Genomic DNA, 16,193 nt, shown 5'->3' on the forward strand with positions numbered 1-16,193 from the left:
GTTCTCTATGACTCAGGTTGTTTGACGCCGATGCCGCCACAGCGTGAACCCGCCGCCAAGGATGAGCAGCAGCGTGCCGATCACCACGACCCAGCGCAGCGGCGCAAGCGGCGCTTCGCCCGTGGCCGGAAGTTCAGCCACGCTGATGAGGGTCGCGCTGGCGGTCGTTTGCGCAAGGTTGTCGCCGGTCAGCACCGCCACGTTGGTGATTGTGAACGGCACGGCGACATTCGCCCGCACCCGCGCATTGATGGTGATGGTGACGCTCTGCAGTGGTGCGAGCGAGCCGATGTTCCACGTCACCGTCTGCCCGCTGAAGCTGATCGTCCCCGCGGTCGCATTCACGTTCACAATTTCGACTTCGGCGGGCATGTTGTCGACGGTTTGCACGGCGCCATACGGCACAGAACCGGGGTTCGTGACCACGATTGTCCATTGGGCGCTTTCGCCCGGCATGGAGAACGGCGGGTTCACCGACTTGGTGATCAGTGGGTCCGTGATGATGACGACGGGCGTGGGCGGTGGCTGTACCACAGGCGCGCTGCTGGTGAGTCCAAAGACGGCGACGCCGGGTCCGGTCGTGGAGACCGTCACGTCGACGACGGCGGGCAGCGTGAGATTCATGCCAGCGGGCTGGATCATGCGGACGCGATAGATGCCCGCGCTCAGCCCGCGGAAGCTGAAACCGCCAACCAGCGCGCTCACCGTACTCGGTTCACCGGGGTCTTGCACGCCATTGTCGTCGAGATCGATGAAGACCGTTACCCCAGCGATGGGCTCTTCGCCGGGATCCTGCACGCCATTCGCGTTGACATCATTGAAGACTGTGCCCGTGATGCTCCCCGGCGGCAGGACAAAGCCGAAATCGGCGGTGGCGCTGCCATTGGGTGCGAGAGTGACGGTCGCCGGATCCGTGCCAACACTCAGCACCACACCCGCGGGTAGGTCGGGGTCAAGCTCGTCGACATCGACGTCATAGCTGCCCGGCGGCAAACCGCTGATGCTGTACTGACCGTTGGCGTCAGTGGTCAGGCTGTACGGGCCACCCGGCCCGGTGATGGTGATGCTGATGTTCGCGAGCTGCTCGCCCGCGTCAAACGTGCCGTCGCCGTTCAAGTCGTTGAACACGACGCCGCTGATCGTGCCGGGCTGCGTGGTAAAGCCGAAATCGGCCATACCGCTGTCACCCCCGGTCAGCGTGATGCTCGCCGGACTCGTACCAATGGTCAGCGCAGCGCTCGGCGGCAGATCCGGATCCGCCGTGTCGACAGTAACGGTATAGCTCCCCACCGGGAGGCCAAGTTGACTGTATGCCCCACTGGCATTGGTCGTCAGCGTGTACCGGCCGCCGGGTCCATCGATAGTGACGGTGATGTTCGGCAGGCCTTCGCCCGGATCATGGATGCCATTGCCGTTGATATCGTGGAAAACGATGCCGCCGATGCCGCCCGTCGGCGTGAAACCAAAGTCGACGGTTGCGCTGCCATTGGCGGGTACGCTCACGGTCGTCGGGTCGCTGCCAATTGTGAGCGTGGCGCCCACCGGAATATCTGTATCCGTCAGATCGATGTCGACGGTATAGCTGCCCGGTGTGAGATTGCTCTGGCTGTAGACGCCGCTGCTGTTGGTCGTGAGGTTGAACGTTCCGCTCGGCCCGGTGATGGTCACGCTGATGTTGGCCAGTTCTTCGCCCGAGTCATAGCCAGCGTTACCGTTGTTGTCGATATAGACCACCCCGCCGAGGCTGCCCGGAGCCGCGAAGCCGAAATCAGCGGAGCCACTGCCCCCACTGGGCACGGTCACATTCGCCGGGTTCGTGCCGAGGCTGAACGTCGCGCCCGTCGGAATATCCGTGTCCGCCGTATCGACGGTGACGACATAATCGCCCGCGCTCACCCCGATCTGTGTATAGACGCCGCTGGCGTTGGTCGTCAGCGTGTAGGGACCACCCGGCCCCGTGATCGTCACCGTGACGTTCGGCAAACCTTCGCCGGCATCGTGAGTATTGTTCCCATTCAGATCGACGTAGACGATGCCGCTGATGCTGCCCGGCGGCGTAAAGCCGAAGTCGGCAGTGGCGTTACCATTGGGGGGCACGCTGACGGACGTCGGGTCGGTGCCGGTAGTGAGCGTCGCGCCGCTCGGGATATCTGCATCCGTCAGGTCAATATCGACGGAGTATGTCCCGACTGGCAGTCCGGTCTGGCTGTAGCCGCCGTTCACATCGGTGGTGAGGATATACGGGCCGCCGCTGCCCAACACTGTGACGGTGACATTCGGCAGGCCCTCGCCGAGATCATAGGTGCCACTGCCGTTCAGATCATTAAAGACCGTCCCGCTGACGCTGCCCGGCGGCGTGAAGCCAAAGTTGGCGGTCGCGCTGCCATTGGGCGGCACAGTGACACTCGCCGGGTCGGTGCCAATACTGAGCACGGCCACGGTCGGGATGTCCGTGTCCGCCTCGTTGACATCCACGGAATAGATGCCCGCGGCGAGATCCGACTGGCTGTAGCCGCCATTCACATCCGTGGTGAGAACGTAGGGGCCACCCGCGCCGTTGATGGTCACGGTCACGTTCGGCAGGCCCTCGCCGACATCATACGCACTATTGGCGTTCAGGTCTTGGTAAACGACACCGCTGATTGTTCCCGGCGGTGTGAAGCCGAAATCCGCCGTGGCGTTACCGTTGATCGGAACGGTGACCGTGGCCGGGTCCGTGCCAATACTGAGCACGGCTCCGGTCGGGATATCCGCATCGGTTTCGTCCACGTTGACGCTATAGCTGCCGGGGATGAGACCGGTTTGGCTGTAACCGCCGTTGGCATCGGTGATGAGGGTATACGGCCCACCCGTGCCCGTGATCGTCACGGTAACGTTCACCAGACCTTCGCCCGCGTCATAGTTGCCGTCGTCATTCAAATCATTGAACACCGTGCCGCTGAGGCTGCCGGGCGGCGTATAGCCAAAGTTGGCGGTACCGCTGCCATTCGCGGGCACGGTCACCGTAGCCGGATCGGTGCCGACGGTCAGCGCCGCGCCGCTGGGGATCGCCGGGTCGGTCTGATCCACATCAACGGTGTAGCTGCCCGAGGCGAGGCCCGTCTGACTGTAACCGCCCGTCGCGTTGGTCGTGAGGTTGAAAGTGCCGCTCGGCCCGTTGATAGTTACGGGGACACCGGATAAGCCTTCACCGGCGTCAAAGGCGTTATTGCCGTTCAGGTCCTGGAAGACAACGCCGCTCAGGCTGCCGGGCGGGGTGAAGCCGAACTCGGCGGTAGCCGTCGCATTGGGCAGCACGGTCACCGTGACCGGATCCGTGCCGATGCTGAAGGTCGCGCCCGCTGGGATATCCGGATCAGCCGTGTTGACATCCACATCGTAGTCCCCGGGCACGAGACCCGACTGGCTGAAGCGACCGTCGGCGCCTGTGGTCAGGGTATAGGGGCCGCCTGTGCCCGTAATGGTCACGGTGACATTCGGCAGCCCTTCGCCCGCGTCGTACGCATTATTTCCGTTCAAATCTTGGTAGACGTAGCCGCTGATCGTGCCAGGTGGGGTGAAACCAAAGTCAGCCGTCGCCGTCCCGCCAGACGTCACCGTCACCGTGGTCGGGTCCGTGCCGATGCTGAAGGTCGCGCCCGTCGGAATGTCGGGATCAGCGGTATTCACATCAACTGAATAGCTGCCGGGGACGAGACCGCTCTGCGTGTAGCTGCCATCTGCCCCGGTGGTCAGGGTGTAAGGGCCGCCCGTACCCGTAATCGTCACGGTGACATCGGCGATCCCTTCGCCCACGTCATAGTTACCATCGTCATTCAGGTCGTTGAAAACGTAGCCGCTGATCGTGCCGGGCGGGACGACAAAGCCGAAGTCGACGGCTTCACTACCACCTGCGGGCAGCACCACGCTGGTTGGGTCGCTGCCGTAGGTGAGCACAGCCCCCGCTGGAAGGTCAGCATCGGTTGTATCCACATCGACCGAGTAGGTATCGGCAGCGAGGCCAATTTGGGAGTAGGCGCCGCTCGCATTGGTGATCAGCACCATCGGCCCGCCGCTGGTTCCTGTGATGGTGACGGTGATATCAGGGATGCCCTCCCCCGTATCATGCACACCGTTGCCGTTCAAGTCGTTGAAGACGACGCCGCTGATGCTGCCCGGTGGACTGAAGCCGAAATCGGCCGTCGCGTTGTTGCCCGAGCTGACCGTGACGCTGGTCGGGTCGCTGCCGAAACTCAGGGTCGCGCCGGGGAAGATAGTTTGGACATAAGCCGTGTCAATATCGACCGAATAGTTGCCGGGGGGCAGATTAGCTACACTGTAGGCGCCACCGCCATCGGTGCTGGCATTGTACGTACCACCTGGCCCGGTGATAGTGAGGGGAACGGCCAGAACCTGTTCGCCACCATCCATCGTACCGTTACCGTTGGCATCATAGTAGACCACCCCGCTGATGCTGCCGGGCGGAGTAAACCCAAAGTCGACGGTGGTCGTCGTATTGGCGACGGCGGTCGCGGTGGTGGGATCAGTGCCAATCGTGAGCGTCGCGCCCGTCGGAATGTCGAGATCGGTCAGATCAATGTCGACCGAATAGTCGCCGGGATTGAGGTTCGTCTGGATGTACACGCCGCTGCTGTTGGTGGTGAGCACATACGGCCCGCCATCCCCGGTGATTGTCACGCTGACATTTGGCAGTTCTTCACCGCTATCATAGTTGCCATCATGGTTGAGGTCGTTGTAGACCACGCCCGTGATGATGCCATATGGCGACGGATCGACTACAACGGTATTGGTCGGGCTTTGATTGTCGTTCTCGCGGGTTTCGGGAATGGCGTCATTCGGGTCCACAACGGCCGTATTCGGGTATGTTCCGTCTGAAGCGTTGGTCACATTCAGTGTAATGACCAGCGTTCCGCCCCCTGCGCCTAACGGGAAATCGGCCGTCGCGGTGCACGTCAATACGTTCGCGGCGATCTGGCAGTCGACGTTAGGTGGCGCGGTGTTGACGCTGTAGGTCGGACCAGCGGGCAGCGTATCGGTGAGCAGCACCGTGCCGGTCGTAAACTGGGCCGCCCCACTGGCTGTCAGATCATTCGTGATCGTGAGCGTCCACAGCCACGCACCCGGGTTGACCGGATTCACGGCGGCATTGTTCGTCTTGCTGATGATCAGGTTGGGCAGCGGCGTGTTGGCGATGGTGATGCTATCCGTCGGCGAGGTGAAGCCGCCCGCGCTGGCCGAGGCGGTGTTGGTCAGGCTGCCCGCGCTCACATCGCCGGGAGTGACGACATACGCCGCCGTACAGGTCAGGGACTCGCCCGCGTTGAAGAAGTCGTCGGTGTTGCCAATGGTGGTCAAATCCGGGCAGGTGACGGTCGCTTTGTCGTCGCTGACCGTGACCGGGCCGCTGAGCGTGGCCGTGCCGGTATTCGTCACCACGTAACTGTAACTGAGCGTTTCGCCCGCAAACGTATATTGGGTTTGAGCGACGGACTTGACAATGCTGAGCTCGGCGGTCGCGTACTTGGCGCTGTCGGTCGCAGTGACGGTCAGCGCGCTGTAGCTGCCGCTCGCGGTCGCCGTGTTGGTCAGCGTGCCGCCGCTCGTCGCCCCTGCGTTGACCACGCAGGTCGCAATGTGATTGTCATTGGCGGCGACCGCGACAGGCAGCGGTGACGGCCACGTACAGCTAGCGGTGCTCACATTCGGATCATTGATCGCAATCCCTGTCAGCGGTACATCGCCCGTGTTTTCGACTACAAAGCGGTAGAAGACAGCCGTGTTGGCCGGAATTGAGACGTAGGAATACCACGGCCCGCTGCTCGATAACCCGATCTCCTTGGAGAGCGACACCGACGGATTCGGCTCGGTGACGTTGAGCGTATCGCTAGTCGTATTGCCATTGACCGGAGTGCCGTTCACCGTATGCGCTACGGTGACATTAGCGTTGGTATACGTGGTGGGCGCGGGTGACACTGCCACCGTGACATCCACCTTCACCGTACACGTCGCGCCGCCTGCCAGCGTCCCGCCGGAGAAGCTGATCGAACTGCCGCTCGCCGAGAAGGTCGGGCTGCCACAGGCTGCGCTGATCGAGGTATTCGGCGTCGTGGCAACCGTCAATCCACTCGGCAGGTTGTCGGTGAAGGCCACGCCGCTGATCGACGTGCTCGCGTTCGGATTGACGATACTGAACACGAGCGTGGTCGTGCCCCCCGCGACGACCGTGTTGGGCGAGAACGACTTGTCGATCTCCGGGGCAGAGATCACATTAAGGGTGGCGTTTGCGCTGCCCGTGGCGGTGCTGTTCGTGCCGACATCGGTCGCTGAGATGGTGCTGTTCGCGGCCATGCTGCCCCCGCTGAAGCTGAGCGCGGTTGCGCCGCCGCTGGGCGCCCACGAACCACCGCAGGTATTCGTCGTCGTGGGCGAACTGGTAACCGCCATGCCCGCGGGCAGCGTGTCGTTGAAAGTCACCCCGCTGAGCGCTGCCGTCGTATTCGGGTTGGTCAGCGTGAAGGTGAGCGTCGACGTACCGCCCACCGCGATCGGGTTGGGCGAGAACGCTTTGGTGATACGCGGCGGGTCGGGCGGCTTGCAGCCCGTAAAAGTGACGTTATCCAGATAAATGGAATGTCCATTAACTTCTTGACCCGCGTTGTACGCATACAAGCGGAAAAGCGTTGGCCCGCTCGGATTCAAACCCGTCGTGATGGGACCAGCCGTGAAGGCCGTACCCGGATAGCTGCCGGTGATGGTATAGACGGATGACGCGGTTTGGCCGGACGTCCCGTAATAGAGCTGGGCGCTCGCCGGACCCTGTGAGGTGCGCTGTGCGAAGAAGCTCAGCGAGATACTGGAGACTCCCGTCGTATCAATGGAGAACTCAAAGTATTCCCCCAGCGCGGTGTTGAGTGTCGCGCTGGTACTCACGAGGTCGGCTTCCCACGAACCTGCGGGTGAACCCGCCTGGTTGTTGCCCGCCGTCGTATTGATGTAGAGGTTAGTGGCGGTGAAACCACTACCGGTCGAGGCGGTCGCCGTCACCGTGGAGGTGGTGGGCAGCGGGTTCGTATCGCTAAGGGTGCTGGAGAACTGCCAGTTCGCGAACGTCTGCGTGGTCGAGCAGGTGGTCACGGGCGTTGGCGCGGCGTTGACCGTCAGCGATGCGGTCGCATTCTGCGTGGTATCCACCGTATTGATGAACAGGTTATTCGAGATGTTATTCCACGTCCCGGCAGGAGCGGTCACATTGACCGAAATGGTACACGTGCCTGCCCCGGCGACAGTCGCCCCGGCGACGGTGCCATTGCTAAAGTTGATCACGTTGGTGCCCGCGGTCGCCACAAGCGTGGGCGTGCCGCAGCCATTGGTCGTCGCATTGGCCGGGTTGGCAATTGTCATGGAACCCGGCAGCGTATCACTAAAGTTATAGCCGGACACCGCACCCGAGTTCGGATTGGTCAGCGTGAAAGTGAGGGTCGAGATGCCACCGGCGACCGTAGTGGCGGGCGTAAAAGCCTTCGAGATGTCCATCAGAGTGGGATCGATGATGTTCGCCGTGCGCGCACCGGAACTATAGTCGCTGTTGTAGTGGAAGCTTGACCCGGAGAAATCGTAAATCAAGCTGTTGAGCGTGCTCGATGTCGCGCCGCTGCCCGACAGAATTGTCACATGATAGGTGACGAAAATGTTCGAACCGCCAGATTTCAGCGAGCTTTCCAAACACGAACTATAGGTCGGGCTGCTGGGGTTGGGATCCCACTTACAAGCATCCGCATACAGTTTGTCGTTCGGGTTGGGCACACGTGTGAGCGGCGCAGTGTTGGCGGAGTAACTCGATGTGACATCCAGCACGTTGAAGATTTTATTATTGAGTGTGATGAAGGTTTCGAGCTGCTCGTAACCCTGCGTTGCCGTACTCGCATGCAGGCGAATGTAATAGGTTTCGCCGACCATCAGGTTCATCGCCCCACCGGCGGGCACAGAGGTCAAGCTACCAATGCTCGTGCCATACAAGACATCGAGCGTCGCATTGCGGTTCTGTGAAATCAGGTACTCGACATAGAGCTGGCGCGGTCGCGGCGTGCTGCCGGTAAACGTCCCGGTACCGTTGGCATCTTGCGCCGTGATGTAGTAGCGGCGGAAAGTGTCATACGCGGCAGCGGTCGTCGTGACTTCGACTTCGAAGTACGCATCCCGACAGGCACCTGCCGCCATGTTTGCAAAGGTAATCTCAGTCAGCGAACCCGCGCGCAGGTCAATATTCGTATTAACCGAGTCCCAGTTGAACTTGACCAACACGTCCGTGAGCGCTGTGCCACTGGTGTTGCACACGCGCGCCCCGACAGGGAATAACCGCGGGCCAGTCGTTGGGCTGTTGCTGTCGAGACCGAGGATGTCCCACGTGATGGGCGTCACCGTGATGCCAGCGGCATAGACTGGCGACACCAGCCCGACAAAGACGAGAAGTAAAAGAGCAAGGAGAGAAAAATAGCGATGCAGCCAATTGAGTTGCAGAGTTACGATGTTCATAAATTGCGCCTTTGTCCACCACAGGGCTCAGTGGGTTCTGCGAAACGGCAAAAATCGCCCTATTGTTAGAACGGACAACCCCTTGGAATGTCGCATGGGGCCAATGGTCAAGGTTGTTGCTGCGGCTTACGTACTTGGCTCCTGCCAGACGCCGCTGAGCACAGCCACAGCGATGACGCGCTGGCGATAAACGCCTGTCATGAAGTCGTAATCGGTGCACGTGGTCAGCGTGAGCCGATCATCGGTCGTGGGATACAGCGGTGTAAGATCTTCAGGTACGGTTGTATAGACAGTGTCGACCACATAGCGCCGCGTCAGGGCGTCAATCTGCATCAGAATTTCGTCGCCTGAGCGCAGGTCGGCGAGATGACTGAAAACGCCGGGATTACCGTTCGCCCGCTCCGAATGTCCGGCGAGGCCAATGTTCCCCGGTTGATTAATCCATGCCGTTCCCTGCAAATGACCAACATGCTCGCCAAGTAGGCTCACATTCCAGGTGCCGCTGCTGTCCAAGCGCACCGGGACGATATCGGCGACGATCACCACGCTGGGAATGAGCAGGCGCACCTGCGGTTCATCAGGTTGGGGAGGCGGAAGCATCGTCGCCGAAGGCAGCATCTGCACCGAGGTCGCCTGTAAAGGAGGCGCGAACTCCGTGGTCGCCGGATTGTTGAGGACATAAAAGCCTGCCCCAACGAGGACGCCAAGGAGAATCATGCGCAGAATTGTTCGAAATGGATTGCTCCGCTGCTGTCGGTACACCGTCGATTCCAGTTCCTATTCAGGCACACACTCAAGTCTAGCATATCTAACGGTTCGAGGAGCATATTGAAATACGGACTCTGTCAATCTATCCCTAGTACTAAAAATTAATCTATGTCATATATAATAATTTACCCTCGGAACGTCTCCGCTAAAGATCGTCCGCTGTTTACTCCGGGGTGGGCATGCCCCCAGCTTGTCGCTACGCTTTAACTCGCTCTACCATCTGAGTGCAAGCCGTTACCATAGCGCTCAGCACCCGCATACCTGCCGATTCCGAATACGCCCTTTCCACGCCGTGCAGACTGTCGAATGATCGTATCGGCGGGTCGTCGTCCATATTTGGGAACGGCGAAGACGTAGCGACGAGTTTGAACTGTCAAATATGGAAATTGAGATCCACACATATCAAGGAATCGTGGTTGCGCAAGTACAATGTACGGCCACCATTACTCAGCACCAAACCCTCTATACAAAGCGTGCGTCCGAAGAACTCGCCTTTTTCGCCCCAACATCCTTCGACCAGCTTCAATGACTTATTCACCGGGCTTCCTTGACAATATATACATCACGACTATCGATAGGCAGCTCGAAACGTAGATTTCCCGTCAGATCCGCAAAGCGTTACCACAAGAACACCTATTGAAGCATCTGTCTTCAATCACCCGCTGCCATACGCGAGCGCCAAGGGTAATTCGTCGCGGGTCAATACGAAATCTATCAACTTTACTGAATCGCCGTGTGCGGAATTGGGCGCGAACCTCCAGAGAACCTTGCATGACCGTTCCGAGGTTCAGCCAGACAGGTTTTACCCTGCCGGGCAGCGAGTCACATCTTGCTGAATATTCACCCAGCGGTGTGCCACGGCAGATACAAATAAGTCAGGTGTGCACTGCTGGTTTCCGTCGTCAATTCGGTCAGTGGTACAGGGGTGGGATGGGTGTTATCGGTGACCCAGACCGTGTCCCCATCGACGCGCTCCACGTAGATCACATGCCCGTACAGATCATCGGCGTAGCTGTGTTCGCGTTCCATCACCAGAATTGATCCTGCGAGGGGTGTCTGCCCCTGCGTGATGCCCAACTGCGGGTGCTCGGCGGCAATATCATTCCACAAATGGGCATCGCGAGCGAGGATCGCCGGGATCGGCACACGCTGGGCGATGTAATTCACGCAGCCCTGCGTGTTTTGCAGTACCGCGTCGGCGCTGGTTCCGCTCTCCAACTGGCGAATCTCCGCCAGATTCGCGCCCGCGCCGGGGGCAACCCGGTCGAGACGCGCATTGAGTGCCGCGACTTCCGCCTGCAGGCGGTTGATTTCGCCGTGCGCGCGCGCCAGTTCGGCATCGACCCGCTGCAGTTCGCCTTCCAGCCGCGCGCTTTCAGGCGTTGGCGCGCTGACCGCTGCGGTCGCGTTGCGGTTGCGCAGCGCCCGCAGATCCGCCTCCAGTTCAGCCTGCGCAGCTGTCAAGGTTTGCAGTTGGGCTTGCTGCTGGGCGAGCTGATCACGACGGCTGACCAGCGTTTGATACAACTCCAGATTAGCCACCGATACATAACGGTCAGGGGTGATGGCCAGCGCAACGGGCACGAGTACCGGCGAGGACTTCGCCGCCCCCAGCGCCAACGTCAGCGGCGACGGATTGAGCAGCGCGCCCAGCGGCGGGAAATGGGCGACGGCTGCGTTTTCCACCGCATAGACTGTCTCATCCAGCTGTTGTTTGAGCGCTTGTAGTTGTTCGAGGTCACGCTCCATGATCGGACTCAGCGCCAAGGGTAGCGGAGCCAGCCCACTCAGACCATCACCGCCGAGCGCAGCGAGTTCGCGCAGTACCCCGCGCACCGCCATCACCGAGTCGCCAATGCGCAGCGTCGAGGCGAACAACTGCTCCCGCGCCGCCCGCAGGGTCGAGAGTTGAACTTCAAGCTGATCGCTCATGCTGCCCCCTGCAAACTGATAGAAAGCGGATCGAAAGCCTGACGATCCCGCGCGGATACTTGCAGCGCCACCGCGCGGCTGATGAGCGGGATTTCAAAGATGATCCAGCCTGTGGTGACACGGCCTAAGGCGACCGCGGTCAATCCGGTTTCGCCGCCGAGATTGAGATCCCCCCGCGGCGGAATGCGGGTGTTATCGTCGAGCAGCAGCGCGAGATCGGCTTCCGGCGGTTGATCGCACACGCCGCTCCGGCACTCAAAGGTGATGTGCAGCGCGTAGAAACGCGCGCCATCGACCGGGCTGAGCAGTTCACCGCTCTGTGCTGCGATCACCCGAGCTGAGGCATTTTCGACGCGGGTCACCTGCAAAATTCCTTGCGGGTAACGCCCGGTATGAGCCGCCGGGTCAAGCGCCGAACTGGTATCCGCGAAAACGGGCACCGTGGGTTCAGCGCTGGCCGGTGCCGTCGGGCTGACGGGCATGTTTGATTGGGATCCATTAGCCGTCAGCCCTATCAATACCCCGCCGACCAGGACGATTACGGCGAGCCACAACCACGCTAGGCGGTTTGACAGCAACGTGGTGCTTTGGGCGGCGCGAAGATTGGCCGCATATTCCTGCTCCGCGTTGAGAATCTGCCGCGCCATCTGGGCATAGGGATCTGTGGAGGGCACTTGCGCGATCAACGTGCGCAGCCGCCGCAGCCGCTCGTCGGGCTCGTCTTGCACCTGCGCATCCAACCACAGCAGTTGCGGCACATCTTCCGGGGTAAGATCGCGGCTGGCGTGCACCTCGTCCAGCAGCCGCCGCGCTTCCGGGTACGTCCCGGCGAATAGGGCGATGTTCGCCTGAATGAGCCTAAGCTTAGCCATCATCATCCGACTTTCCAAACAGATCGTCGATCAAGCCGGCGACGTCGATCCCGAGATCCGCCGCGGGGGGCGGTGTCACGCGGGCGACCGGCGGCGCGGCTGGCACAGCGAGCGTCGCCGGGGCGTGGTCTGACCACTGCTGGTTAATCGTCGTGACCCAGTGTTCCGGCTGGCTGACGAGCGCCGTCTGTACTATGCTGACGCTGTTGTGCCGCACGAAGAACGCTCGACCTTCCGGCATGGCTTCAACCGGGAGCTGGGTGATGCGCAGGTGAATGGCTTGCAGGCTCTCGCGCAGCATCAGCCCGAAGCCGCAGCGCCGCAGCAGCATGTACTTGATGAGCGGATCAGAGGCGTGTTCGAGATAACCTGCCGCCCACACATGCAGCCCACCGCCGCTGTGCAGCTTGACCACATCGCGGAGCCGCCGCATGAGCGGGCCGTGGCTGATGAGCGCATCACTGAAGAAGTCATAATCGTCGATGACGAGCACGGTGGTCATCTTCAGATCGCCTTCCAGCGTCGTTACCACAGCTTCGAGGGCGGTCGGTGTATCGACCAGCGCCGCCACATGCTTAAGCGGCGCGAGCGCGGTCAGGCTGCGCGTGGTGAAGTCCACCAGCACGAACCGCAGCCGATCCGGCGGCAGTTGGCGCGCCGCGCTCAATACCGCCGCGCGCAGCAGGTTCGACTTGCCCGATTGCGGAGGGCCGATGGCGACAAAGTGCGGGCCGTGTTCGCGCCAATCCAGCGTGAACACGCTCAAGGCATCGTCATCGATCCAACCGAGCGGCGTGCTGAGGCGCTCTTCGGGAATGGGCGGCAGCGACTCGAACGGGATGACGGCGGGGAGCGGGCGCAGCGGCTGGGGGCTGCGCAGTTTCCCCAGCGCCTGCTGATAACTGGCACCGAGTTCACGGATCAATTCGCGCATAGCGACCAACGCCGCTGGAATATCATCGCTTGGGTATTCGCACGGAAGGCATATCTGGCAGAGGAGCGGTGGGGTGCCATGCACCAAGCCGCGCCCTTTCGGCAGCGTGGAGTCCACGGGGCGTGGCAGTGCGCCGACGGTGGGCGCATAGTCCGCGGCATTGTTCTGCTGCAGCGCAATCCGCTGCTGAATGAGCGAGCGTAACCGTTCCGGCACGCTGTTGATACTGCTGGCGGTGATGACCAGATAAATGCCGACCGCATGCCCCTCGTTGACCAGTCGATCAAATTCCGCGGCAAACTGACCATAATACGCATCGCGGAACTGCTCGTACTGGTCGATGAACACGACAATCGCCGGCAGCGCGCTGATCCGTCCCGACTGACGGTCTGTGAGCGTTGTGATCAGGCGGCGCAGTAAGCGGCGCACGCGCTCCGTTTCCATGCCGTGCACAACCTGTTCCGCGTGCGGCAGCGAGCCGAGATCGGTCAGTGTGCCGCTCATGAAACTGAGGAAATACAGGTGCAGATGATCAGGCCGGTGCAGCAGCGCTAGGCTGATCGCCAGCGTGCGCAGTGCCATCGTTTTGCCGCTGCCCGCCGACCCCGTGATCAGCACATGCCCATCTTTGACTGGGTGTTGGTCGGGTGCGCGGAAGTAAATCCACAGCGGCGTTTGTGACCGCGCATAGATGTCATCGATCAGGCCGATGGGCGCGCCGAGGATGGGGTTTTCCGGCCACCCGCGGCCATCCCAACCACCCAACCCGGCCTGCCGGAAGATTGGGCGCAGCGTACTGCGCTCCTCCAGCGGCGGCAAGAGGAGCGGCGGCATGAACGGCACGCCCTGCCGTTGGGCATAATCGATGATCACGTCGACCACCGCGCGGGCCATCGAATACGGTTCATCCGCAAAGCGGCTGCTGACCACTGAAGGGGGCAGCGGAACGCGCGTTTGTGCCAGCAAATCGATCACTTCGCCGGAGTCGGTCAGTAATTCCAGTGTGAGCGGCTCATCATCGGCGCTCTGATCCATAATTGGATCGCGGTATTCGCCGCCGACATAGGCGGTCTGAAACTGCTTGAATACCCCCCGCTCACCCACCTGAAAATACGCGCGTCCAGCCCATCCAATCGGCAGATAGGCGGCGTCGGGCGCGTGCAAAATCGCGCGGCTGGCGTCGATGTTCTGGACACGGAAACACACCTTGAATTGCAGATTGGCGTTCATCTCATCGGTGACGACTTCGGTGGTCTGTGTGCCGAGGATCAGGTGTAAGCCGAGGCTGCGCCCCACCTGCGCGATGCGCACCAGTTCGCGCAAAAAGTCGGGGAATTCTTTCGCCAACTGCGCGAACTCATCCACGATCACGAACAGATGCGGCAGCGGGTGATAGGACGGATCGGCGATGTCCGCGGGCGTCGGGCTGAAGAAGCGATGATACTGCGCAATATCGCGCACTTTCATCCGCTTGAGAAATTCCTGTCGTTCGAGCAGCTCCGATTTGAGGGCTTCCAGCGCCCGTTCGATGAGCGTCCCGTCGAGGTTGGTGATGATGCCGACCGTGTGCGGCAGGCGTGTGAACGAATTGAACGTGCTGCCGCCTTTGAAGTCGATCAAGAGCAGGTTGAGCAAGCGCGGATCATGACGCAGCACCAGCGAACAGATCAGCGTCTGCAGAAATTCGCTTTTGCCCGCGCCCGTCGTCCCGGCGACCAGCCCGTGCGGCCCGTGGCGATTTTCGGCGAGATCGACTTCCAGCGCCCCCGTGAGACTATCCCGACCGACCGCGGCGGGATGCGGCAGGCCGCCGCCGGGATTCACGTCGTTCCAAGCAGCGGCGATCTGCGCCGTGAGCGCGTCCACATGCCCGACGCCGAATAACTCCAGAAAATCGACATGCCGGGGGATGCGTCCGCTCAGACTGCTTTCCGGCGCGACCAGCGCCGCTTGCGCGCGGGCGGCCTGTTCCGCTTCGTTCAGCGTGAGGGTATCCACCTGCCCGACAATTTCCCGGCGCTCCGCCCCGGTCTCAAAGTAGCGGAAGCGCTCATCCGGCAGCAGTTCAATGACCGCGTTGCACTCGCCGGGCAGCGTTTTGAGGCTCTCGCCCAACCAGATGACCGCCGCGCCGACGCTCGCGCCGCGCCGCAAGAGTGTGGCCAGAGCGTCGGCTTCAATGGCAATATCGCCATCGACGAGGATGACCAGATACGGCAGCGGATTCCGCTGTTCGCGCCGTTCTTCGATGAGCTGGTTGAGGTTCGTCAGCAGTCGACGGCTGTTGTCGTCGTCAAACGCCAGCAGATCCGCCGCGCCGCCCCGGTGACTCTGGCTGACGTGCGGCAGCCATTCGAGCCAGCGCCAGTCTTCGTAAGCGCGTCCGCGTGCCAGCAGGTGCAGGTGCAGTTCCTGCGGCGCATGCAGTCCAACCAGATGCTGGACTGCCACCCGTGCCCAGTTCAGCCGCGCCGCCCGTGCTCCACACACGCCCAACGCCCAGCGCGTCGGCAGCGCCGTGACCACCGGCGCAGCTTCCAGATGCTGGTAGGCATGCAGGAACGAGAGATCAAAGTCGGCGTGCAGATCTTCGACATCCGGCGCATTGATGACCACCGGAGAAGGGATGCGTCCGGTGCCGATGCGCAGGCTGAGAAAGTCGTGATCGGAGGGGCGGCGCTGCCACAGTTGATCGGCCCGCGTGAGCACAATGCTCGTGATCTCGTTCGGGGCGGGGAAATCGGTTTCGAGGATGGCGCGGTAGGCGTCGTGCGCGGCCTGCAAGCGTGCCTGTTTGCGTCCCAGCAGGCGGATATAGGCGATGCGCGCTTCTTCCCGCCGGACGCGGTATTCCCGGCGGCGGCGGTTCTGTAACCATAGACTGCTGCCCACGGTGAAGAGCAGCAGCGCGAGCAGCGGCAGTGCCGACCACAGCCCCGCTCCCGTATCGAGCGAGCGGATGAAGTAGAACGCGCTGATTAACCCGATGCCGATGGTCGGCAGGAGGATGATGAGCAGGTTTTGTTCGGGCGGCGGCGGGTTAGGCGGCGGCGCGGGGATATCGACCGTCAGATCCGGCAGTTGGGGTGTCGGCGTGCGCGGCGGACGATTGAAATTGACCGCGGAAATATCAGTCTGCATGGTCACGGGACGAA

5 protein-coding genes are annotated in these 16,193 nt (G+C 61.5%); all 5 read right to left on the minus strand.

What is annotated here, in order from left to right; all coding sequences use genetic code 11:
• Window positions 1-12: 12 nt before the first annotated feature.
• The 5 genes from IPK17_RS29930 to IPK17_RS29950 all read right to left on the minus strand — a co-directional run bounded on the left by IPK17_RS29930 (window position 13) and on the right by IPK17_RS29950 (window position 16,179).
• Window positions 13-8,532: an SdrD B-like domain-containing protein gene (locus IPK17_RS29930; protein ID WP_343421363.1), complete on the minus strand. Its 8,520-nt coding sequence runs from the start codon at window positions 8,530-8,532 to the stop codon at window positions 13-15.
• A gap of 126 nt (window positions 8,533-8,658) precedes the next feature.
• The gene (locus tag IPK17_RS29935) at window positions 8,659-9,249 is read right to left on the minus strand and encodes a class F sortase (RefSeq protein ID WP_343421364.1); all 591 of its coding nucleotides are present in this window, start codon (window positions 9,247-9,249) and stop codon (window positions 8,659-8,661) included.
• A gap of 891 nt (window positions 9,250-10,140) precedes the next feature.
• A complete protein-coding gene (locus IPK17_RS29940) occupies window positions 10,141-11,232 on the minus strand; it encodes a CHAP domain-containing protein (protein WP_343421365.1) in 1,092 nt (363 codons plus the stop codon).
• The gene (locus IPK17_RS29945) at window positions 11,229-12,110 is read right to left on the minus strand and encodes a hypothetical protein (RefSeq protein WP_343421366.1); all 882 of its coding nucleotides are present in this window, start codon (window positions 12,108-12,110) and stop codon (window positions 11,229-11,231) included. Before IPK17_RS29945 ends, IPK17_RS29940 begins: the two co-directional genes overlap by 4 nt.
• Window positions 12,097-16,179 carry an FtsK/SpoIIIE domain-containing protein gene (locus IPK17_RS29950; protein ID WP_343421529.1) on the minus strand — a complete coding sequence of 1,361 codons (4,083 nt, stop codon included), beginning with the start codon at window positions 16,177-16,179 and terminating at the stop codon, window positions 12,097-12,099. Before IPK17_RS29950 ends, IPK17_RS29945 begins: the two co-directional genes overlap by 14 nt.
• Between the last annotated feature and the right edge of the window lie 14 nt (window positions 16,180-16,193).

Source organism: Candidatus Flexifilum breve, from assembly GCF_016713355.1.